The sequence below is a fragment of the Dyella terrae genome (genome assembly GCF_004322705.1).
In the GTDB taxonomy this organism is placed as follows: Bacteria; Pseudomonadota; Gammaproteobacteria; order Xanthomonadales; family Rhodanobacteraceae; genus Dyella_D; species Dyella_D terrae.
The window spans coordinates 351,132-373,377 of record NZ_SIZZ01000002.1; the positions used below are offsets into that span (position 1 = coordinate 351,132).

General features: G+C 58.4%; 16 protein-coding genes and 1 pseudogene. 14 read left to right on the forward strand and 3 right to left on the reverse strand.

Annotation, left to right across the window (positions count from 1 at the left end; genetic code table 11):
* Window positions 1–26: 26 nt before the first annotated feature.
* From EYV96_RS12450 to EYV96_RS12465, 4 genes are all read left to right on the forward strand, one after another.
* A complete protein-coding gene (locus EYV96_RS12450; RefSeq protein ID WP_131151871.1) occupies window positions 27–4,451 on the forward strand; it encodes an RHS repeat-associated core domain-containing protein in 4,425 nt (1,474 codons plus the stop codon).
* A complete protein-coding gene (locus EYV96_RS12455; RefSeq protein WP_165488673.1) occupies window positions 4,451–4,915 on the forward strand; it encodes a hypothetical protein in 465 nt (154 codons plus the stop codon). Before EYV96_RS12450 ends, EYV96_RS12455 begins: the two co-directional genes overlap by 1 nt.
* A gap of 436 nt (window positions 4,916–5,351) precedes the next feature.
* Window positions 5,352–5,960: an RHS repeat-associated core domain-containing protein gene (locus EYV96_RS19050; RefSeq protein WP_338068496.1), complete on the forward strand. Its 609-nt coding sequence runs from the start codon at window positions 5,352–5,354 to the stop codon at window positions 5,958–5,960.
* A gap of 18 nt (window positions 5,961–5,978) precedes the next feature.
* Complete coding sequence (locus EYV96_RS12465) at window positions 5,979–6,602, forward strand: hypothetical protein (protein WP_131151874.1); 624 nt, start codon at window positions 5,979–5,981, stop codon at window positions 6,600–6,602.
* Window positions 6,603–6,700: 98 nt separating this feature from the next.
* Here the strand turns inward: EYV96_RS12465 and EYV96_RS12470 are convergent.
* Window positions 6,701–6,853, reverse strand: a pseudogene (locus tag EYV96_RS12470) (IS4 family transposase); the annotation flags it as partial.
* Between the two features lie 169 nt (window positions 6,854–7,022).
* On the opposite strand from EYV96_RS12470, the gene EYV96_RS12475 reads away from it, so the two are divergent.
* The 7 genes from EYV96_RS12475 to galE all read left to right on the forward strand — a co-directional run bounded on the left by EYV96_RS12475 (window position 7,023) and on the right by galE (window position 12,868).
* Window positions 7,023–7,439: a hypothetical protein gene (locus EYV96_RS12475; RefSeq protein WP_131151875.1), complete on the forward strand. Its 417-nt coding sequence runs from the start codon at window positions 7,023–7,025 to the stop codon at window positions 7,437–7,439.
* 332 nt (window positions 7,440–7,771) lie between these two features.
* Window positions 7,772–8,257: a hypothetical protein gene (locus EYV96_RS12480; RefSeq protein ID WP_131151876.1), complete on the forward strand. Its 486-nt coding sequence runs from the start codon at window positions 7,772–7,774 to the stop codon at window positions 8,255–8,257.
* Between the two features lie 761 nt (window positions 8,258–9,018).
* The gene (locus EYV96_RS12485) at window positions 9,019–9,288 is read left to right on the forward strand and encodes a hypothetical protein (RefSeq protein WP_131151877.1); all 270 of its coding nucleotides are present in this window, start codon (window positions 9,019–9,021) and stop codon (window positions 9,286–9,288) included.
* Between the two features lie 176 nt (window positions 9,289–9,464).
* On the forward strand, window positions 9,465–9,587 hold the full coding sequence (locus tag EYV96_RS12490; protein WP_131152449.1) for an IS3 family transposase: 123 nt from the start codon (window positions 9,465–9,467) through the stop codon (window positions 9,585–9,587).
* A gap of 549 nt (window positions 9,588–10,136) precedes the next feature.
* Window positions 10,137–10,655 (forward strand): hypothetical protein, encoded by a 519-nt coding sequence (locus tag EYV96_RS12495; RefSeq protein ID WP_131151878.1) that lies wholly within the window; start codon window positions 10,137–10,139, stop codon window positions 10,653–10,655.
* Window positions 10,656–10,772: 117 nt separating this feature from the next.
* Window positions 10,773–11,276: a DUF4279 domain-containing protein gene (locus EYV96_RS12500; protein WP_165488674.1), complete on the forward strand. Its 504-nt coding sequence runs from the start codon at window positions 10,773–10,775 to the stop codon at window positions 11,274–11,276.
* Window positions 11,277–11,890: 614 nt separating this feature from the next.
* Window positions 11,891–12,868, forward strand: coding sequence for a UDP-glucose 4-epimerase GalE (galE, locus tag EYV96_RS12505; protein WP_240732508.1), 978 nt, complete (start codon window positions 11,891–11,893; stop codon window positions 12,866–12,868).
* A gap of 86 nt (window positions 12,869–12,954) precedes the next feature.
* Here galE and EYV96_RS12510 read toward each other — a convergent pair whose 3' ends face one another.
* Both EYV96_RS12510 and EYV96_RS12515 read right to left on the reverse strand, forming a co-directional pair.
* Entirely contained in the window at window positions 12,955–13,170 is a 216-nt protein-coding gene (locus tag EYV96_RS12510) for a hypothetical protein (RefSeq protein ID WP_131151881.1), read from the reverse strand.
* A 65-nt stretch (window positions 13,171–13,235) separates the two neighbouring features.
* Window positions 13,236–14,858 (reverse strand): alpha-glucosidase family protein, encoded by a 1,623-nt coding sequence (locus EYV96_RS12515; protein ID WP_131151882.1) that lies wholly within the window; start codon window positions 14,856–14,858, stop codon window positions 13,236–13,238.
* Between the two features lie 499 nt (window positions 14,859–15,357).
* On the opposite strand from EYV96_RS12515, the gene EYV96_RS12520 reads away from it, so the two are divergent.
* The 3 genes from EYV96_RS12520 (at window position 15,358) to EYV96_RS12530 (ending at window position 22,172) form a co-directional block, all read left to right on the forward strand.
* Window positions 15,358–18,231, forward strand: a complete 2,874-nt coding sequence (locus EYV96_RS12520) for a TonB-dependent receptor (RefSeq protein ID WP_205746163.1) — start codon at window positions 15,358–15,360, stop codon at window positions 18,229–18,231.
* A gap of 99 nt (window positions 18,232–18,330) precedes the next feature.
* The gene (locus EYV96_RS12525) at window positions 18,331–19,869 is read left to right on the forward strand and encodes an alpha-amylase family glycosyl hydrolase (protein WP_240732510.1); all 1,539 of its coding nucleotides are present in this window, start codon (window positions 18,331–18,333) and stop codon (window positions 19,867–19,869) included.
* Window positions 19,866–22,172 (forward strand): glycoside hydrolase family 31 protein, encoded by a 2,307-nt coding sequence (locus EYV96_RS12530; protein ID WP_131151884.1) that lies wholly within the window; start codon window positions 19,866–19,868, stop codon window positions 22,170–22,172. Before EYV96_RS12525 ends, EYV96_RS12530 begins: the two co-directional genes overlap by 4 nt.
* The last annotated feature ends 74 nt before the right edge of the window (window positions 22,173–22,246 follow it).

Genomic DNA, 22,246 nt, shown 5'->3' on the forward strand with positions numbered 1-22,246 from the left:
ACCAAAAAGCAATTGTTGAGGGCGCAATGAACAGGATCTTCTTGCAGCGTTCGATTCTTAGAGTGCTGGCCATCACCGTGACGGTAGGAATTGGCGGCATTTCTGGCGTGAGTTATGCGGCCGATCCACAAAATGCGGCCAACTTGAATGGCGTATTCGTCAAGGGCTTCTACGACGGCCCAAGGAAAATGGATGTACATGCTCAGTACTCGCCTATGGCATGGCCAGCGATCCCGGGATGGGGAGGCATGCTTAGCGGCGGCGGTGACACTGCTCAGACCGTTAATCCAGGTGACTACGACGCGAATGGAATTCCTAATCCCGAAGATCGCAACGCAGACCATATGACGCCGTGCCAATGGGGTGGCGACCCAATTGTTTTTGCGACAGGAAACGTCATTGAGCCGCAGAATGATTTTGCCGCTGCCGGAGAGATGGGGCTTACCTTCGATCGAACGTACAACGCCTATTGGGATGGTATAGGAATTCTAGGTCAGCACTGGGTCACCAGCTTTGACTACAAACTGTTGCTCACAACGAGCAAGCCAGACAGCTTTTGCTACGCCGTTCCGGGCACCAATCGTGCCTGCGATGCGACCGACCAGCCTATATGGGCTCAGCGCACTGACGGTAAGAAGATCAAGTTCAATTACGTAGGTGGCTCGCCGAAAATGTGGGTCGAGGATCGTGCATCCCCCGTCGCGGCGATCATTCAAAACGCCGATGGAACCTACACGCTCAGTTCGGAGGAGCGAACACTCGAAACCTATGACAAATCGGGTTTTCCGAAGTCCGTTCTAAATGAGCATGGCGTCGGGTGGTCTTTTACCTGGACCACTGACCATCTGTTGACCAAGGTCACCCATTCCTCTGGGCGCGCAGTTGTGCTCACATGGACTGGCTATCGTTTGACTTCAATCACGGACCCTGCTGGCAACGTATTTCAGTACTCTTATGTGGGTAACTATACGGGCCCTGGAACTTCGTTCAATAGAGTCAACAAGGTCGTCTGGCCGGGAGTGTCCAATACAGCGAATGGTGGAACGCCCACAACTACCATTCAATTTGATGACGGCATATATGGAAGGCTAACGAGCGTTTCCTACAACAACGCTCTGTTTTCTTCATTTCAGTACGACAGCAATTACATGGGTAGTCTCACAACGAGCCCAAACGGTGTGAACAAGCACACCTTTAGCTACGAGACCGATGGTGGTGACAATTTCAAGGTCACTGGCACGAACCCTCTCGGGTTGACGACAAAGTACACTTACAACAAAGGTAAGCTGGTGAGCACGGAGGGTCTGGCTTCTGCGAATTGTCCGGCGAGACAGTCCTCTGTAACCTACGATGCGAACGGTAACCGCGACCGAGTAACCGACTATCGTGGAATAGTCACCGACTTTGACTTTGATGCCAAAGGTCACCTCTTGCAGGTGATTGAAAATGCAGATGCGCCTGCCGGTGCTCCTGATCGCCGACTGACCACCAATGTATGGGATGCGGACGATCGTTTGGTTCGTTCGACAGTAGCGGGGTACAAGCAGGTAGACACAACGTACACTGCAAATGGACGAGTGGCATCGATAACGGTGACTAGTCTTGGCGCAAACGGGGGCGCCGGTCGAACCCTCACCACGAGCTTTGCCTACACTACGGCACCGAATGGAATCGTAACCAAGACCGTCGTAACAGGACCCACTCCTGGAAGTGCGGTTACTTATAACTACAATAGCTTTGGCGATCTAATCTCGGTTGTCGACGCATTGGGACATGCGACCACATATTCGGGCCACAATGGATTGGGTCTACCAGGGTCGGTGACGGACCCAAATGGGGATGTTACAAATTTTTCGTACGATCCACTTGGCCGAGTGGCAAGTGTCAGCAAAGTGGTCAACGGCGCGGCACAAACTACAAAAACTGTCTATAACGCCTTCGGAAAGGTCACTAGGATTTCTTTGCCGGACGGGCGCGAGATCTACAACACCTACGACGCGGCATACCGCCTGACAAAGTCGGAGGAGGTCGTTGATTCGTCGCCAAGCAGCCAGGTTTCCGGGTTCACAGACTCCACCATTAAGCAGACGGTCTACACCTACAACGCCAACAGTGACGTACTATCTGTTGTCAAACAGAATTACGTTACCCGCTGGACCATTGATCCAGGCTGCGACGAATTTTCATTGAGCGCATCCTCAATGAAGCTAAGTAAGGCCATTGTCATGGCGCCGCCACCATGCACACCTCGCGAGCTGAACTCGACCATTGTGGCAACCAAGTCGTTTTTTGACTATGACGAGCTTGGGCAGCTGATCGGAGTACGCGGCAACAACGGACAAAATGTTCGACGTGCATACGATGTCAATGGAAATCTAACCAAAATTACTGATTCCGCGGGCAAGGTAACTAGCTTTGAGTATGACGCACTCAATCGCCAGGTTCATATTGCCGATGCAGGTGGTGGGCACACTTGGCGGAGCTACGACCAGGGTGACCAGACCACGAGCGTTGTCGATCCTCGCGGTTTGACCACTCAATATGGCTACGATGCATTCAGTCAGCTGTGGTGGCAGGTAAGCCCCGACACAGGCACTACCTCATTTACTTACGATAGCTTCGGACGGCGCACGGGGCAAAGTCGCGCAAATGGCAAAACTTCGAGTTACACCTATGATGGCTTGGATCGCGTCACAACTATTACCGCGGGTGGTCAGACGCAGAATTTCGCGTTTGACAGCTGCACTAATGGTATCGGTCGGTTGTGCAGCACAAGCGATCCGTCTGGCGTAACGAGCTATAGCTACACGCCACAGGGTTGGATAAGTAGTCAGTCGGTTACGCCGATGGGTTTTGCAGGGCACAGTCTGAGCTACGGCTACGACGGCCAGGGTCGCGTCGCGACCATGGACTACGACTCCGGCCTTCGCGTCACCTACAGCTACGCCGCAGGCCGGATTGCGAAGATAAGCACAACAATTCTTGGTGTGACTAAGCAGATCTTCTCCACGTACTACGACGCGGCGGATCAGCTCCAGAACATGTCGTTCGGAAACTCTGTCTTTCGCGGCCGAAATTTCGATCTGGATGGACGCATTACCTCCATATCGACCAATCTTGGTACGACGTACATGCAGAAACTGGCCTATGGTTGGGATACGCGAAATCGCATAACTGGCATCACTAATAATCTCTATCCCAGTTTGACCCAAACCTTCGCCTATGACGACCTGTCTCGACTGACTGGTATTACAAGTCCGATTCTTGGTGCTCAAGGATTCGCTTACGATCCGAATGGAAATCGAACTCAGCAGAGCTGGGCAACTAGCGAGACGGTGACTTTGACGGCGGGAACCAACTGGTTGGCAAGTCGCGGTGGTATAACGTTTGGACATGACAGCAGTGGCAACCGGTTGTCGCGCAACCTGGGTGGGTCTATTTCAACTTATACCTATGACGCATTCGATCGGCTTGGTTCGGTTACGCAAAATAACGCCACTACTTATTGCGAGGCATCGAGCAATAGTTGTCCCGGGCCCGTGTATCCCTCTGGAACAACGTACTATCAGGTAAATGCGCTTGGTCAGCGGGTTAGTAAGAGTGGCCCCAAAGGTGCGTTCTCCTACACTTACGATCAGGGTGGAAGGCTCGCAACTGAAGTCAGTCCCTCTGGCACGACAAACTACATCTACGCAAACAGTGAGCCAGTAGCTCTGGTGCGAAACGGCACCGTTTATTACCTACATAACGACCACCTGGGTCGACCGGAGTCAGTCTCCAACGGCGCTGCGGTAGTCGTATGGCGTGCTGAGAGCTATGCGTTCGATCGCAAGGTTGTACTGCAGGGCTTGGCTGACTTAGATATCGGCTTGCCAGGGCAGGTGTACGATGGTGAGACAGGTCATTGGAACAATGGATTTCGAGACTATGACTCGCTAGAAGGGCGTTACCTCCAATCTGATCCTATTGGTTTAAGTGGAGGCGTAAGCACCTATGCCTATGTCCGGAGCAACCCGATCAAGAACACCGATGCCCTAGGGTTGTGTCCCAATGAGCATAATTATAGCGCCACCTTCTTCACGCGATGCAGTGGTCAACGAGTCTTCGCGATGATATCGCAGGCGAACGTAAGTGCTCCTGGCGCTCCGCGGGCGAGACCAGGATTTACCCCTTCGATCACACTTGTGGGGAATGGCGGAAATAACAAGATAAGCCAGTATGTCAATCCATCTACCATGACAATTGTCAATACGACGCTGCCCGGACACCAGTTCTACCCTGGAACTGTGACGTGGCAGGTCACCGAATATCCCGACGCATTCAGCTCATATGTAACTGTTAGTGGAACGGGATCCGGGCCCAATCCAATGTTGAATGATGCTATTGGCTACGCGTTATTTGGCGGGCTTGCTGCACTAGTAGCACTTTCATGCGAATTTGGACACTTGTAATGAATATGGGTACTAGCAGGTTTGTCTGCATTCTAATTGCTACGCTTGGACTGCTCTCTGGGTGCACAGGTAAGCGCCCCTTTCTGCTCGTTCAAACATGTTTAGGTAGTGAGCAAAGTGCTGTCATGTTCCTTAGTACGATGAAGGAGATCGCACATTCAGAGAAGATGTCATTTGTTGATCGGAGTAAAGAGACTCAGGCAGATTTGGTGCGGCTAAAGAAGGATCCCGGTTATCGGCTCATAAACATTGGCGTAGAGCGCGAGGACGGTGTCGGCTTGTCTGCTGGGAATCTTGGTCTGTCTCAATATGAAGTAGCTATCGGTTTCTCCGAAGGATCGAATCCAGCGCAGGCACATCAGTTCGCAGACTTGGTCGTTGAGACCTTGAAGCGGAAGTGGGATATCCACGTTGTTCCGTCGGATCGAGGCGCGCTTCCAATGAAGGGGTGTGCGGGTGAGTGATTCAAATGAGTCACTTGTTTGAATCCAGGTACTCGCGCAAAAAAGGGTCGACGCAAAAGGGGACGGAGTGGACCATCCCCTTTTAACTACCTCCATCCTCTTTTCTTAGTATCAAAGGTGACGGGGTGGACTACCCCCGATTTCACGGACACCTGAAAAGCGAGCAAAATCCTCGAACAACGGGGCCAGGTTCACTTACACATAAGCCAATGCTGCGGCCCAACTCCAGAAAATCGCCTCGCCCTTGCGGATGGAAGCTGGTGCATCATCGATATGTGCTCCTTTGAGAAGCGCTCGGTAGGCGACCAGCGGAAGTGCAGGGTGTGGTTGGTGGCACATCGGCGACGTGTGCTAACGAGTCTTGGGGAGCTGCCATCTTGAGCCGGTGGATTGGGCGAGGCTTGTATCAAGAAATAAACCTGGCCCGGTTCCTGATGTGGATATCGGATTGCCAGGGCAGATATATGACGGGGAAACAGGGCACTGGAGCAATGGATTTCGTGATTACGACCCGCAGGAGGGTCGATACCTCCAGTCTGATCCCATTGGATTGCTTGGCGGCAGCAATACGTATGCTTATGCAGAATCTAGTCCCGTTCAATTTATCGACCCATTTGGCCTCTGCAAATGCCCTCCCATTAGCGCAGTACTGAGGGGGGTCGGCGGAAATCAAGCCAAAGCTCAAGGAGCCCTATATTCAGAGTATCCCGCGGCAGCAGGAGGTTCGATAAGAGGAGGGACTTTCGGGACGGTGGCTGTGCAAGTTGGCTTTCTGGGCCTTTCGAGACGGCAGTTGAGGATGTACGGAGAGAAGATCAAGATCACTCCATCGGATCAAGCTTCGATCACAAGGCTCGGTGGGCCTGGCGGGGCGCTGACGGTTTCTGACTACGGCGATAAGAACCTCCAAGCAGAGCCTGGCCTAGCGTTTGACGTGTATCGGTTTCCTACAACAACGGCAGGTGGCAAATTCGGTGTGCAGACGATGTCTGTCACGATAGAGTTTCCCGATGATGTTCCTGCCAAATGTCCCACTTCTCTCTAAGGATGGAGAACTACCTTCATGAATCTGTTTGCAGCCCTGGTCATGCTCGCGGCCTCAGGGGTGCCGCCCTGCGGCAGCGCACGTCTACACCACGGCGACATACAGTGGAGCGAAAGGATCACAGTGAGTGCACCTGATCGTGCATCTCAAGTAGAAGTTCACCCGAATCTTGAGTCGGACGAAAATGAGACGCCTGTGATACTGCGATTCTGCAGAGATGGTTCTACGAAGCCCCTGATAACGCTCCAGCGCGCCGGCACTGTGAACTGGTCGCCCGACAGTCAAAGGCTCCTGATCATCAACAGTCCGGTATCAAATACCTATGAGGTCATGCTCTTTACATTGTCGGGAGACGGACAAGTAGCTGAAGAAGGCGATTTGAATGCCGACATACTTCGGGAGCGTCCGAGCGCAGGGCCCGGCTTCGAAAAGGTCATCTTTTACCTTCCCAATTTTGCATCTTGGAAGGGAAATGAACTTGTGTTGTCCGTCGGCGTAACGCTGGGACCAGAACGTTCCGGTCCGACCTCGACCATGTGCTACGGCGTCGCGATTGATAGCCAGACGCACAGGGTTTCCCGATCCATGTCCGCTGCAACACTGAAGAAAAAATATGGAGCCAGCTGTCAAATGTCCCCATAGGTCAGCGGGCTCTGACTTGTGATCGGAGTTAGCGCGCAAGCACTAACCCCGGGGTGGGCACTAACCCCGGGGTCAGAGTCTGAGGTTTCCCCACGAATTCACGCTGGCAAACACATCTGATCAAGTACCTCGACCGGTAGCCTAACCAACCGTTCCAGCCACTTTGCAGTGGGCTCAGCTGGCCAGCCTCTGACGAGCGCCTCCCTGCCGACGCGAAGAACCGAATAGGGCCTTCTTGTTGATGAGGTTGGTTGACCTAAGGGGTCAGAACAGTTTTTCGGCGGCCGGCCCCGTGGCTGCATGCAACATCTATTCAGTGCTACCTATAACAAAGCGCCCGAACACTACTTCGATCCTAGATAGCCCGCTCAAATCTTCACCAAAGAGGGTGGGCCTAAGGGGGCGGCTGCCGGAGTTCCCGTGAATACCAATAAGTGCGCGATGAAATGTACGTTCTTCTGGCTGGCGGCATTGATGGGAGTTGGCGCGCAAGCACAGGATGCCTCGTTCGATGACATGCTCAATCAGCGCTTATCTGCAAAAACGATCTTCAAGTATGCGGTCTGCCAACGTGGTGACAGCATCCGTGGTCTGGTCTTTGGCGAAGACAAGCAAGCAACCTACTTTGTCACGGTGGCAGGGCATGTCGTCCAGTTCGCCAATGTCGTTCTTTCGACAGATGACGCTTCTATCGATGAGGCGAGCGGCGGGGAGTGGACGTATCGCGACGTAAAGAATGGAGCGATGCAGCTTTCGAAAGTCAATGCCAAGTTCGGATCCAAAGGCGACATTTGGAAGGTGATATCTCGAAGAACCAGTGTGGTCCTTTGCAATTAGCGCGGTGGCCTTGGGGCAGAGCCAACAACGGGGCCAGGTTCACATACACATAAGCCAATGCTGCGGCCCAAATCCAGAGAATCGCCTCACCTTGGCGGATGGAAGCTGGTGCATCATAGGTACGTACTCCTTAGAGAAGTGCTCGGTAGGCGACCGGTGGAAGTGCAAGGTGGGGTTGGTGGCACATCGGCAAGGTGCGCCAACGAATCTTGGGGAGCTGCCATCTTGAGCCGGTGGATTGGGCGGGGCTTGTATCAAGAAGTGAACCTGGCTCCGTTACTGGAGGCCGATCTAAAGGCAAATGGAATCAGTTGTGGGTGTGAGGTGCGCAAATGAAGCTTTTGCATGGCGTAATGTTCCTGTGTATGGGGCTGATCGGATGTGCGGGTCAGCGTGAGCTAAAGAACGATCGGGACTTCTTTAAGCAGTCGGTGATCGAGCAAATCAGATCATATCCACGCCACTCGGTAGATGAGCAGCTCAAACTGTACTTCTACGGAAATCAGCGTCGCCATCCGCCTGCGACCTATTTAGCCGACTGCTTTGCACTGAATGGTCTTCACGGAGTCGAACGAATTCGGGTGACGCTTTCTGGTCCGCTTGATGATCTAACGACGCGTGACATCGTGGCTCTACTCAGTGCAATGGAGGCCACCGGGCAGTACAACGTTCGTGATGACCATGAGCTAATGAATGTGGCGGTCAAGCACGTGGAAGGCATGGGTGATCCGAACTGGCGTGAAGTGGCGCAATCTGACTTAGATTCCATTCGGCATAAAGGCCGCCGCTACGATGGAGCAACTGCCTGCCGAATCTAAATCCAACCCCCAGGTCCAACCCCAGCGCCGGAGTCTGAGATTTCCCCACGAAATCTCGCCGGCGAACACATCTGATCAAGTATCTCGACGGCTATGGCTATCTCGACAGCCTCAAGGTTTATGCCCAGATCTATATGGAGACTCAATGATCATTTCTCCCGATGTGAAGATCAGGGTTAGGTTTCGACTTCCCACAGAAGGAGGCCGAAGTGCACGCGTTTCCGGCGATTGGTACGGGTGTCCGGTTCGGTTTCAGAGTGGCGATGCGTATGACTGCAGAGTGTTTCACTCAGGAACTGTTCTCTGCCTGGGTGAAAGCTACGAACTCAACGTAAGATTCTTGTCTATTCATTAGGTTCGGCACGAGCTACTAGTTGGTGCTCAGTTTCAACTGCTCGAAGGTCGTGTTGTAGCCGATGGTGCGATTGTCGAAGTGTTCGACGAGGCGAGTCGACTCAAATAGGGCTGGTCAGGCTGGGGAGAGGCTGGCCGCGTGCCTGTAAGTAGCATCCGGAGTCTTGCTCTTGAAGGAGGCAGGGCTGTCGGTAGTTCCGCGGTGTACTGCATGGTGCGGAACATCTGCTGCATTGAGGCGGGACGGCCCTGGCATGTTGAAGCTGCCGTTGGGGAAGGGCGACAGCTACTCAGTGGCGGTGCGGACGGTAAGTCGGTGGCGTCACCAATTCTTGTCGGAAAAGTGTTCCGATCTCTTAGGCTCTCTTTCTTGATGTTCGAATGCCCAGGCTGGAGTAGAAATGTATATGGATGGCAAATTCTACGTGGACTTCGTTTCACCGGTTGAGTTTGAATATCTCGCAGCCGAAATTCGATATCAGGACCAAATACTCTGTCGGATAAAGATCGAGCGGCCTGATAAGAGGTTGGAGATTGAGTTCTTTGCTGTTCTTCGAGAGCCCATCGAACCAGTTGTGGCGCCACTGAGTGATTTCATAAAGCTGATTGGTGAAGTGAGCGAGGAGCTAGTTGACGCGCGCGATCGCCTCGATCTTGCGTCGCCTGAAAGCTTGTAAACACAGGGGATTAGAACTGGCCTGACTCAATGGCGACCCCGTGAGGTCGGGCCGACCTTGTGGTCAAGCCGGGACAATGCGGTCCAGTTCGGCCTCTGTTGTTGCCTGATCGAGTTGAGTCGAGGGCATGGTGCTGCAGGAAAAGTGTTCTGACCCCTTAGGTTCCGTTTGAAGATATCGACACGGCCAAGGCGAAGGTCTTCCACTACATCGAGGTCTTCGACAACCGGCAACGATTGCACAGCAGTCTGAGCTACCAAGCGCCGGTCGACTACGAGCACAATCGGCCGGTAGCTTAATTAACCCGTCCGAGATATCGGGGGTGGCTCAACCTGGCCCCGTCACTGAAAGCGAGCTCTCCTTGTGACTGCAAGTAGCAGAAAATTCGGAAGACGGTTCTGGATAGTCTTGGGGATCACATTGGTACAGATGGTGGTCTTGTTAACTGTCGTTTATGGTCTGGCATACTTGCTGTTCGGCCTAGGTCCGCTAGCCCGATTTGTTTTTCAGTTTGCGCCAATTGCGTGCGTAGGTTTAGGCATCAAGATTGGAATGGAAAAACTGAGGTAATGGACCGGCCAAGCTTTCGTAGAAACCTCTGATGTCGCCCTCAATTAGGGTCTCGGATGTGTCCACAAAAGTTTGGCCGGTCCAGTTCAGGGCTCTACCGGTACCGGAAGTGGTAACGGCTGGGTATCTGATTTTAAGCAGCCGCGCTTCTGGGCCAGCCGGAGATATGAGGGCGCCAACTCATACAGAATCTGTCGCCCAAGCGACGCAAGTGGGACCGCTGGGGAGGAGTGCAATTGCCAATGAATAAGAGAAAGGCTCAAAGATTTGCGCCTATCATGGCTATGATTCTGTTGATATTCCATGTTACTGCGATCGCACAAGGTGCCGCCAAGGAGGTGGCTTTGGGTGCCTTGGCCGAGGCCGCGTACAAGCAGTATGCGTGGGTTGCAGTGTTTGGCACGACGCAGCCAGCTGGATCTGTGCCACTGGCCCTCGAGTCTCAAGTGAAGCTCAAAGAAATATTCGCTTCCGATCTAGCGAGAGCTCTGAAGGAAGATTCGCAGTGTGCTGAGAGAAGTCAGGAGGTCTGCAAAATCGACTTCGACATTCTCTATGATTCGCAAGATCCGTTTGCCGCTGATCTGGCGTTCAAGCTCGCACCCGATGGTGGATCCGTCGAAGCATGCTTCAAAGACGCTTCTGGTAACCAACAGTGCCTTACTCTAGTTGGTGGTTGTGATCAGGGTCGCGAAAGGATTGCCGACATTATCTATCCGGGGCACGCGTCTCTGCGGCAGACGCTTGGACTATCTCAGAAACCAAAGGGCGAATCCTGTAGTAATCGACGGATCTAGGCGACCTGGACCGGCATGGCTCTCGTTGAGATACCCCTGGACTGCCCCAGATTTTTCCAACGGTGCCAAATTCACTTCCAAGGGGGGCGATGCACTGACCTGGTGCCACCAAGTCACGTGGTGCTGCTCTGGGTCTTCACCAAGAATGCATCGCTCAGTCGGCATGCGCTGGCTATAACTGCTCGGCACGTTTATCTGGAGCCCAATGTGCTTGCTCAGGTATCGATATACATTCGAGGCGAAATGCTCGATCCGGACGCCTTGTCTGACCTCTTGCAGATCGAGCCTACGAAAATCAACAGAAAGGGTGAGAGGCGGTCTGCGCTCGCTCACATCGACGCCCGCTACATGACCCATACCTGGGTCTACTCCATCAAGAGCGACCACTCGGGTGTATCGGATCTTGCGCTACAGGTCCTTTCCAGCTTCCGCGACAAACACATCAACGTTCGCGCACTCGACGGCGTGGACGATGCCTTCCTGGATATCTTCTATTGCGAAATCCCGGCGTCGGGAAACGTGGGAGAGTCCCTCGAATTTTCGCTGGACAGCCAGGTAATTCGTGTCGCAGCGGAGATGGGCTTGTCCATTGCGGTGTCGGCATGCAATTCACGCGAATGAGATCGGCCTCGGGGTTGCAGGAAATCGTGGGTGCGGTGAGGTGCCATCTGTGAGAAATCCTTATCTCATTGCCCTCGCCATGCCGATGACAATCATCGTTGCCGGCTTTCTCTCCTAGCTGTACCACCTGCCCATGCTGTCCGATAGATCTCCGACTAGCCAGTATGGAGAAGGCGGGAAATCCCTGGGTTGTTCTACGCCCTTTGGGATGTTCGTTACCCTGCTGGGAGCCGGCGCCGCAATCGCTATTGCTGCCTTGTGGGGTGGGTTCAACAGGCGCCGATCAACTCTGGGGCAGAGCGATGTGGCTCAGAGGCCACGGAGTAACCCGAAGACCGATTTTTCGCCGATATCGAAGCTACTTTCGGGCCGGTTTCGATAGAGTTGGCAGGCCACAAGCCACGGACGGGGCGCCTCAGCCCGGGCATTGATTCCAGGGCGATACCCGAGCGACCCGCTTCCGATACGTCGACACCCTTTGACGACCCTGGGCTCCGCCACGATGGATTCGTGATGGGGAAGGCAGTCCTCGCCGCCGTAATGCGGATTCGATGCTCTGGGGTGGCCATTTCGAGGTACGCTCCGCGACATTCGAATGGGCAGGGGAAACCTCAGTGAAAGTGCTGGTATGCGGCGGGGCTGGCTACATTGGCTCGCACATGGTGAGGGCGCTCTCGCGCAGCGGGCATGAAGCCGTCACCTTCGACAACCTCGTGACCGGGCATCGTGAGGCCGTGGGCGACAGCGCCTTCATCCTCGGCGACCTGCTCAACACCCACGAGATCGAAGCGGCGTTCGCGTCGCATGGGCCGTTCGATGCCGTCATTCACTTGAGCGCCTTGTCGCTGGTGGGCGAGTCGGTGGCTGATCCCTGTCGCTATTACCTCAATAACGTGACGGGCACGCTGAATCTCCTGGGTACCATGAAGGCCGCAGGCGTGACGCGCCTGGTGTTCTCATCGACGGCGGCGGTCTTTGGTCATCCGCGTGCGGATCTGATTGACGAAGACCATCCCACCGCCCCCATCAATCCGTATGGCTCGAGCAAGCTGATGGTCGAGCGTATCCTGGCCGATGCGGCGGTAGCCTATGGTTTGCGCTCCGTGTCGCTGCGCTATTTCAATGCCGCCGGGGCTTCGCCGGAGGGCGACATCGGCGAGTCGCATCAGCCGGAAACCCACCTTGTTCCGAACGTCCTGCGATCGGCGATGGCGGGCGACAGCCGGCTGAAGGTCTTCGGCGCCGACTATGCGACGCGTGACGGTACCTGCGTGCGCGACTATGTCCACGTGGACGACCTTGCCGCCGCCCACCTGCAGTCGCTCGCGTTCCTGGATAAGAACCCGGGTGCGCATGCGTTCAATCTGGGCAATGGCCAGGGCTTCAGCGTGCTCGAAGTCATCGAAGCGGCGCAGCGGGTGACCGGCAAGACGATTGCGCGGGACATGGTGGACAGACGTCCGGGCGATCCCGCTGTCCTGGTGGCGTCCAGCGCACGTGCGCGTGCGCAGCTGGGCTGGTCGCCGGTCTATACGCGGATTGACGACATCATTGAAACGGCGTGGCGCTGGCACACCCAGCAGCGTTACTGATCTCCCGGATGGCCGGAATATGGGCCGCCAGCGTGCTGCGCCGGGCTTGCCGACACGTGCCGGCAAGCCCGTGAGCGTAAGAAGCATCAGCGCTTGAGAAACCCGCCCAGCGCAACCAGGCCGCCGACGACGAGCGCAGCCACACCCGCCCAGTTCGGCACCGCCTTGTCATGCGTGGCCGTGATCTTGGCCGAGCCCAGTTGGACCAGGGTGTCGGTTTGCTGGTAGCTGGCCTGGCCGGCCAGGACCCAGATGCCGCCGGCAACGAGAACCAGGCCGATGATGATCAGCAGTGCGCGCATGAATCGCTCCTCCGTGGATGGTCGGCCGATCTTATCGGCAGAACGTCCACGTTGCGTGGAGGCGTTCAGGTGCGCGTTATTCGGGCGAACAGGACGCCGTGGCCGGGGAGGGTGAGGGCGCCGTCGTGCCACTGGCCCTGGACCAGGCCATGGGCGCCGAGGATCTCGGTAACCATCACGCCCGACAGCGCGTGCGTCACCGGTTCCGCCGACAGGTTGAACGCGGCCAGCACGATGTCCTTACCTTGCTCGCGCAGGAACACGAGCAGCGGCTCCGGGGCATCGAGGAACTCGATCGCACCGAAACGCAGGGCCGGCTGCTGATGGCGCCACTGCATGAAGCGGCGAAAGCCCTGCAGGGCCGATGCGGGGTCGCGTTCCTGGCGTGCTACATCGCGCACGCTGTGTGCGTCTGGCACCGGCAGCCACGGCCTGGCGCTGCTGAAACCGGCGTGCGGCTGGTCGTTCCACGGCATCGGCGTACGGCACCCGTCGCGGCCCTTGAAGTTGGGCCAGAACGTGATGCCGTAGGGGTCTTGCAGTGCTTCGTACGGCACGTCGGCTTCGCCCAGGCCCAGTTCTTCGCCCTGATAGACGCAGACGGAGCCGCGTAGCGAGCAGACCATCGCGGTGAGCATGCTGGCGAGCGGGTCGCTGGCGTGTTCGCCGCCCCAGCGACTGAGCACGCGCTCGACGTCGTGGTTGGAGATCGCCCAGCAGGGCCAGCCTTCCTTCATCTGTGCTTCGAGCGCTTCCACCGTATGGCGGATGTAGCCGGCGCTGTAGTCGTTGGTCAGCAGCTCGAAGCTGTAACCCATGTGCAGGCGCTTGCCGGTGGTGTATTCGGCGGTCGTTGCGAGGGAGTCTTCCGAGGAGATTTCGCCCAGCGCAGTGACGTCCGGATAGCGATCCATCAAGGCGCGCAGGTCTTCGAGGAACGCGAGGTTCTCCGGCTGCGTGTTGTTGAAGTAGTGGTACTGGAACGCGTACGGATTGTCGGGGCTGAAGCCGCGACCGACGCGACGCTCGGCCGGCTTGGGCGGGTTGTCGCGCAGCAGCTTGTCGTGGAAGCAGAAGTTGATGGCATCCAGGCGCAGGCCGTCGACACCCTTGTCGAGCCAGAACTTCACCTCGTCCAGGATCGCGCGCTGCACGTCCGGGTTATGGAAATTGAGGTCGGGCTGCGAGGTCAGAAAGTTGTGCAGGTAGTACTGGCCGCGGCGCGGTTCCCACTGCCAGGCCACGCCGCCGAACAGCGAGAGCCAGTTGTTGGGCGGCGAACCGTCGTCGCGTGCGTCGGCCCACACGTACCAGTCTGCCTTGGGGTTTTCGCGGCTTTCGCGGCTTTCCTTGAACCAGGCGTGTTGGTCGGAGGTGTGGCTGAGCACCTGGTCGATCATCACCTTCAGGCCCAGGCCGTGGGCCTTGGCGAGCAGGCGATCGAAGTCGTCCAGCGTGCCGAACAGCGGGTCGACCGAACGGTAGTCGGCGATGTCGTAGCCGAAGTCGGCCATGGGCGACTTGAAGAACGGCGACACCCAGATCGCATCCACGCCCAGGCTCGCGATGTAGTCGAGCTTCTCGACGATGCCCGGCAGGTCGCCCACGCCGTCGCCATTGGTATCGAGAAAACTGCGGGGGTAGATCTGGTAGATGACGGCTCCGCGCCACCAGGGTGCATCTGTCATTGTTGCTCGACCCGAGAATGAGTTCGCGCGACACCGGGGCGGTTCGCAGCGTGCGGGGCAGCTTAAATGCTGCATACGACTGCAATGATTTCTCTGCATACGTATTCAAAAACGGCGGATATTGCGGCGCAGCAGGTGCGTGTGCGAACGCGTTCGGCGTCGGAACGCAACGCCCGGCCGAGGATCGTCAATGCAAGCGCGGGCCTTGCTTTGCAGGCGTTCGTGGCATGCTTGGCCCATCCCATCCCAAGGTTCCGGCGCGCGCATGTCATGGCCGCATCGGCCCCGTGTTTTTGTCACAAGTGCACAAAAAAACCGCGGGATGAATACGTATGCATGGGACTTTTCGCAAGTTGGGGCCGGCCTACCATGGCCGCCACGCGACGAGACAGGTCTTGGGGCCGAATAACGGACGCGCAGCCCGCCGAGGGCGATGGGGGCCCGGCGGCAACGACGAAAGACCAATAGAAAAATACACTCCCGAGGGAGGGGGATAACGGTGATTCTCAAGCGCAATCTGCTTGCCCTGGCGCTCGCATCGGCTGGTATCTGCGCGGCTACGGCCGTGCATGCCACCGATCGTGATGCAGCCCCGGCGGCGGCCGCCACTGATGCGGCCCAGGACCAGACCAGCACCACGACCGACACCAAGGACGTTGCCGCCAAGAAGCAGGCAGAGGCTGAGGCCAAGAAGGCCAAGGACCTCAGCGCCATCTCCGTTACCGGCTTCAGCAAGAGCGTGGTGCAGGCGATCGACATCAAGCGCGACGCCGACACCATCCAGGACGTGATCACCGCGGCCGACATCAACGGCCTGCCGGACGTGTCGATTTCCGACGCGCTCTCGCGCCTGCCGGGCGTCACCTCCGAGCGCATCGGCGGCCAGTCCAGCGCGATCAACATCCGCGGCCTGTCCGGCGATTTCATCGAGACCACCTTGAACGGTCGCGAGCAGGCCGCCACCAGCGGCAGCCGCGTCACCCAGTTCGACCAGTACCCGTCGGAGCTGATCAACCAGGCCGCCGTGTACAAGTCGCCCAAGGCGTCGCTGATCGAAGGCGGTGTCGCAGGCACGGTCGACATGGAAACGGTCAACCCGTTGAGCGCCAGCAAGCAGTACAGCGCCAACTTCAACCTGCGCGGCAGCTACAACGACCGCTCCAAGGAAACCGACGGCGCACCGAGCAACGGCTACCGCATGAGCGCCTCGTTCCAGGGCAAGTTCCTGGACAACACGCTGGGTGCGGCGGTGGGCTTTGCGGAGATGTATCAGCCGCATGTGGCTGATCAGTTCAATGGTCTCAAGTACAACCCGACCGCCGTGAATCTGCCGAACAACCAGGTTCTCCCAGGCCAGAATTACACCTCGGAAGGCTTCGAACTGCAGCAGAATGGCGGTACCGAACGTCGCAAGGGATACATGGCCACCATCGAGTGGCGTCCGAGTGACTCTTTCCGCTTGAAGGGCGACGGTTTCTACTCCAACTTCGACAACAACTCGTTCGGTCGCGGCTTCCGCGTGAAGACGCTCGCCAACGGCACGTTCACCGATCCGGTCGTTCAGCAGAATGGCGCGATTACCGGCGGCACGGTGAGCCAGAACGGCAATAAGTACTTCACCGTTCAAACCACAAACGACGACAACGAGACCAAGACCAGCGTGGCTTCCGCGGGCTTGAATGCGCGCTGGACTGGCGGTCCGTGGACCATCACCGGCGACGTCGGCTTCTCGCGCGCCACCAGCGACTTTACCAATGGCGTGTCCTGGGGCCTGCCGTTCGTCGGCATGGGTACGGCTAGCCCGGCCGTCGTGTCGGACGAGTCGGTCACGTACCTGCTCAAGAACCTCAACATCCCGTCGCTGTCGTTCAATCGCGGCTACACCAATCTCAATGAGATGGCCCTCGCCAAGGTAGGTGTCTACCCGTACGTCTACAAGGACAAGAGCCGCGCCGCTCGCCTGGACGTCCGTTACGATCTGACTGACAACGGCTTCTTCTCGGCCTTCGAAGGCGGCGCACGCTACTCGCAGCGCACGTACTCGCAGGATCGAAGCATCTGGGAATACGGCAATGACTTCGGCGACTGGGAGAACAGTGGCCAGGCACCGCTGGCACTGAGCAACAGCAATTCGCACGTCGTTTGCTTCAAGGGCAATCTGTCCAGCTTCCCGTGCTTCCTGTCGATCAATAGTCTCGCTGTGCTTGCCGCCAATGGCCTGACCCCGAACCCGGGCAAGGAATGGGCGAACGACTGGACGCAAATTCAGAGCGGCAGCGTGGACGAAGACATCCTCGCCGCCTATCTCCAGGCCGACATCGATACGCAGGTGGGCGGTCGCCGCCTGGACGGCAACTTCGGCCTGCGCATGGTGCACAGCTCGCAGTACGCCAAGGGCCTGCAGAACATGGGCGACGGCCAGGGCGTGCCGCTCACCGACGATCGTGGCGTCACCAGCAACAACTACATGCCCGTCCGTCGCGGCAAGAAGTACACCGACTGGCTGCCGTCGGTGAACCTCAACTACCACCTCGATGACGACAACCAGCTGCGCTTTGCCGCCGCCAAGGTGATGTCGCGCCCGCCGCTCAACAAGCTGCTGGCCGGTGGCGGTTCGTGGATCGACGGCAACACGTACAACATGTGGGGCAACACCAGCCCGTTCCTCGATCCGTTCTACGCGACGCAGTTCGACGTGTCGTTCGAGCACTACATGCCGGACCAGTCCGGTGCGTTGTCGGCGGCGTTCTTCTACAAGCACATCGACTCGTTCATCGAAGACCAGACGATCAACCCGTTCGACTTTGCGGCGGCCGGCATCCAGGTGCCGATCAACCCGGCGACGGGCCAGCCGTATGCGAACGGCCAGTACCAGACGGCGGTGAACAACGACAAGGGCGGCTACGTTCGCGGTATCGAACTGGCTTACTCGCAGGTGTTCAACATGCTGCCGGGCGCGTGGAAGGGACTGGGCTTCACGGGTAGCTACTCGTACTCGCAGAGCCAGGTGCACCTGACCACCAACCTCGCCGGTCCGACTCAGAAGATCGGTCTGCCGGGCCTGTCGCCGAATGTCGTCAACGCCACGCTGTTCTATGGCTATGCCGGCTTCGACACCCGCGTGTCGGTGCGCTATCGCGATCGCTTCATCGCGTCGCAGATGTCGATCGATTCGCAGACGGTGTATTACGCACCGGAAACCGTGGTCGACTTCCAGGCCTCGTACAACTTCGGCAACGGCCTGAGCGTGCTGTTCCAGGCCCAGAACCTGACCGACCAGCCGACCAAGACGTACTTCGGCAACGAGAAGCAGACCGGCACCCTGCAGTGGTTCGGGCGCCAGTACTACCTCGGCTTCAGCTACGCGTTGTAATCCCCAGAGCCCGCCTCCTAGTACCCCGGGAGGCGGGCTGTTTTTTTCCGCGGGAGTCGTGGGCGCGTTGCGTGTCGGCCTCCCGCCAAGGGAGTGCTCATGTTTTGGAAGAAGTCCGCGCTTGCCGCTGTTCTCGCCACCCTCATGGCCTTGCCGCTGCACGCGGCTCCTTCCGAAGCGCCGCCGTCGCAAGGCTCCGGCGTCTGGTACGAAATTTTTGTCCGCGCCTGGTACGACACCAACGGCGATGGCATCGGTGACCTCAACGGCGTCACCGCCAAGCTCGATTACCTGCAGTCGCTCGGTGTCAGCGGCATCTGGCTGATGCCGATCAATCCGTCGCCGAGCTACCACGGTTACGACATCACCGACTATCGCGACATCCTTCCTCAGTACGGCACCATGGGTGACTTCGAGCGCCTGGTGCAGGAAGCGCACAAGCGCAACATCCAGATCATCATGGACCTGGTGATCAACCACACCAGCGACCAGCATCCGTGGTTCGTGTCCGCGCTGGATCCGAAAAGCCCGTACCGACACTGGTACACGTGGGCGGGTCCGGCGACCGACATCAACGCGCCCGCCGCCGCCGGTGACCGCGCCTGGCATGCGAAGAACGGGCAGTACTACCTCAGCGGTTTCACTGGCGCGATGCCGGACCTCAATTTCGATGAGCCGGCGGTGCGCCACGAGATGGTGGACGTCGGTCAGTTCTGGCTGCGCAAGGGCGTAGACGGCTTTCGTCTGGACGCCGCACGGCATATCTACGATGACCTGAAGAGCGACACGGGCAAGCCGGAAACGGTGCGCAAGAACGTTGTCTGGTGGACGGAGTTCCGCCAGGGCATGCAGCGGGTGCGGCCGGACGTGTATCTGGTGGGTGAGGTGATGCAGCCGTCAATGTCGGACCTGGCGCCTTATCTCAAGCCGCTGGGCTCGGTGTTCAACTTTCCGGTGGCCGCGCAGCTGATCAAGAGCGCTGGCAGCGAGAAGGTCGACGGTCTCGACACCTTGCTGTCCGATACGTATCGCAGCTATGCGCAGGCCGCGGGCGATGCTTTCGTGGATTCGCCGTTCCTGTCGAACCACGACCAGGACCGCGTGCTCAGCCAGTTGGGCGGTAACCTTGACCACATGCGCGTCGCTGCCGCCCTGCTGATGACCTTGCCCGGTCGGCCGTTCGTCTACTACGGCGAAGAGATCGGCATGCTGGGCAAAAAGCCCGATGCCAATGTGCGTGAGCCGATGCGCTGGTCGCGCGAGCCGGGGGTGGAGGGCGAGAGCCGCTGGAAGGCGTCGTCGGTGAAGCAGGGTGGCGAGGTGTCGGTGCAGGCCGAGGAGGCAAATGCCGCCTCCCTGCTGGCTACCTACCGCACGCTGATTCACTGGCGCATCGAGCAGCCGTTGCTTCGCGATGGCGAGTTTCGGGCAGTCGAAAGCGGCAATGCGCGCGTGCTGACCTTTGAACGCGCCGAGGGCGCGCGCAGCGTGCTGGTGGCGCACAATCTCTCCGGCAAGGCGCAAACCATCAAGATCGGCAAGGCGCACGCCAGCATGCAGTTGCATGTCGGCGGCAACGCCAGCCTGGCCAATGGCGCGCTAACGCTGCCGCCCTATACCTCCGTGGTGATCCAATGATGCGCTCGACGAAGAAGGCGGCACACGTGGCGACGATTTTTCTTGCAGGCATGGTTGCCGCCGGGGCTGAAGCGGCGTCGGCACCCATCGTGGCCAAATCGGGCTGGCGCATCGACGTACCGGGTGGGCAGGTCACGGTGCAGGCACTGACGCCGCGCATCCTGAAGCTCACGTTTGCCGGAGCCGACGGCAAGGCGGCGGTGCCGTCGGTCGTCGTCGATCCACGGGCCTCATTCCCTGTCGCGCCGGCACAGGTCAGCGGGCAGGCGTTGAGCACGGACGCGATGGCCGCGACCTGGGATGCCAGGACACGCCTGGTGCACGTTGAGGACGCCGCGCATCATGCGCTCGTCGACGTGGACCTTGCCGCGCTCGCCAAGGGCCGGCTTGCCGTGTCGCACGCGCGCGGCGATGACATTTACGGCATCCATGGCTACGACGCCTTCGAGACGGCCGATGGCGGCCTGCGCCGTCAGGGCAAGTCGATGGCCAAGGCGGGCGAGCAGGGTTATGCCGGCGCGCCGTTCGCATGGAGCACGTCCGGCTACGGCGTGCTCGCTGACGTGGAGGGCGCGCATTTTGTCGTCGATGCCCAGCATATCCGCGCCACCGCGCGGAAGGGCAAGACCATTGGCAGCATCTACGTCTTCGTCGGCAATCCAAAGGAACTGTTCGGCGCGTTGGCGCAGGTCAGTGGCGCGACGCCGCTGTTCCCGAAATGGGCCATGGGTTTCACCAACAGCCAGTGGGGTGTCGATCAGACGGAGTTGCTCAGCATCGTCGACACGTATCGCACCAAACAGATTCCGATCGACAACATCACGCTCGATTTCGACTGGAAAGCCTGGGGCGAGGATCACTACGGCGAGTTCCGTTGGAACGACATCAAGTTTCCCGGCGGACCGACCGGCGAACTCAAGCGCATGCTGGATGCCAAGGGCGTGCACCTGACCGGCATCATGAAGCCACGCGTGCACCTGGACTCCGAGCAAGGTCGCTACGCCACCGACCATGGTTTCTGGCTGGCGGCGAGCAAGCCCGCGCCCGACTACTTTTCGCACAAGACCGTCCGCGACGTGGACTTCGCCAATCCCGAGGCGCGTGCGTGGTTCTTCAACGACGCGCTGCGCCAGTCCTTCGATACCGGCATGGTCGGCTGGTGGAACGATGAAGCCGACACCGTCGACAGCGACACGCAATTCCTCGACATGCAGCGGGCGATGTATGACGGCCAGCGCGCGCACAGCGACCTGCGCGTGTGGTCGGTGAATCGCAACTTCTATCTTGGATCGCAGCGTTATGCGTACGGCTTGTGGTCCGGCGACATCTTCACGGGCTTTGACAGCATGAAGGCGCAGCGTCAGCGCATGCTGAGCGCCATCAACGTTGGCGCGATGCAGTGGGGCATGGACGGCGGCGGCTTCAAGCATGGCACGCCGACGCCGGAGAACTATGCGCGCTGGATTCAGTTCGGTGCGTTCACGCCGATATTCCGCGTGCACGGTGACTTTGGGCAGAAGCGGCAGCCGTGGGTGTATGGCCCCGTCGCGGAGCAAGCGGCGGCCAAGGCGATTCGCCTGCGTTACCAGCTCATCCCCTACATCTACGCTTACGAACAGGTGCGCCGCGATACGGGTGTCGGCATCGTGCGGCCTTTGCTGGTCGAATGGCCCGATGATGTGAAACTGCGCGAGGACGTCGACGCCTGGTTATTCGGCGACTATCTGCTGGCCGCGCCGGTGGTGGAACAGGGCCAGGTGCGCAAGGCGATCTATCTGCCGGAAGGTCGCTGGACCGACTACGCGACTGGCAAAATCTACGAAGGCAAGCAGAGCATCGAGCTGGCGGTCGACAGCAAGGCGTGGTCGGACATCCCTCTGTTTGTTCGTGAAGGTGCCATCATTCCGATGCAGCCGGTGATGAATTACGTGGGCGAGCATCCGGTGACGAGCTGGCAAGTGGAGATGTTCCCGGCGTCGGTGGCATCTGGCTTCAACCTGTACGACGACGATGGCAAGACCTACGCGTACGAGGGCGGTGCCTGGCGCAAGCAGACGATTACCCAGCAGCGCACGGGGTCGACGATCAGCGTCCAGACGTCGAAGGCCGAAGGCGATTACGCCAGCGAGACGCACACGCTGGAGCTGCGCCTCCACGGGGTGGAGGCAACCTCGGTCACCCTGGACGGCGTCGCGTTGCCAGCCAAGGCGTGGACGACGGGGTCGGATCGTTTCGGGGCGGTGACCCGCGTGGAGATCCCCGCCTGGGAAGCCCATCGCATCGTGGTGGAGACGGCCCGTTGAAAACGCTCTCGTTTGTCATCGCCGTTGCCCTGGCCGGTGGGGTTTCGACGGCCCGGGCAGACGATGCCTGGCAA

Coding starts and splice junctions, on each gene's coding strand:
- EYV96_RS12480 (WP_131151876.1), top strand. CDS start 7,772: ATGAAGCTTTTGCATGGCGTAATGTTCCTGTGTATGGGGCTGATCGGA.
- EYV96_RS12485 (WP_131151877.1), top strand. CDS start 9,019: ATGGATGGCAAATTCTACGTGGACTTCGTTTCACCGGTTGAGTTTGAA.
- EYV96_RS12450 (WP_131151871.1), top strand. CDS start 27: ATGAACAGGATCTTCTTGCAGCGTTCGATTCTTAGAGTGCTGGCCATC.
- EYV96_RS12530 (WP_131151884.1), top strand. CDS start 19,866: ATGATGCGCTCGACGAAGAAGGCGGCACACGTGGCGACGATTTTTCTT.
- EYV96_RS12510 (WP_131151881.1), bottom strand. CDS start 13,170: ATGCGCGCACTGCTGATCATCATCGGCCTGGTTCTCGTTGCCGGCGGC.
- EYV96_RS12495 (WP_131151878.1), top strand. CDS start 10,137: ATGGCTATGATTCTGTTGATATTCCATGTTACTGCGATCGCACAAGGT.
- EYV96_RS12515 (WP_131151882.1), bottom strand. CDS start 14,858: ATGACAGATGCACCCTGGTGGCGCGGAGCCGTCATCTACCAGATCTAC.
- EYV96_RS12525 (WP_240732510.1), top strand. CDS start 18,331: ATGTTTTGGAAGAAGTCCGCGCTTGCCGCTGTTCTCGCCACCCTCATG.
- EYV96_RS12455 (WP_165488673.1), top strand. CDS start 4,451: ATGAATATGGGTACTAGCAGGTTTGTCTGCATTCTAATTGCTACGCTT.
- EYV96_RS12465 (WP_131151874.1), top strand. CDS start 5,979: ATGAATCTGTTTGCAGCCCTGGTCATGCTCGCGGCCTCAGGGGTGCCG.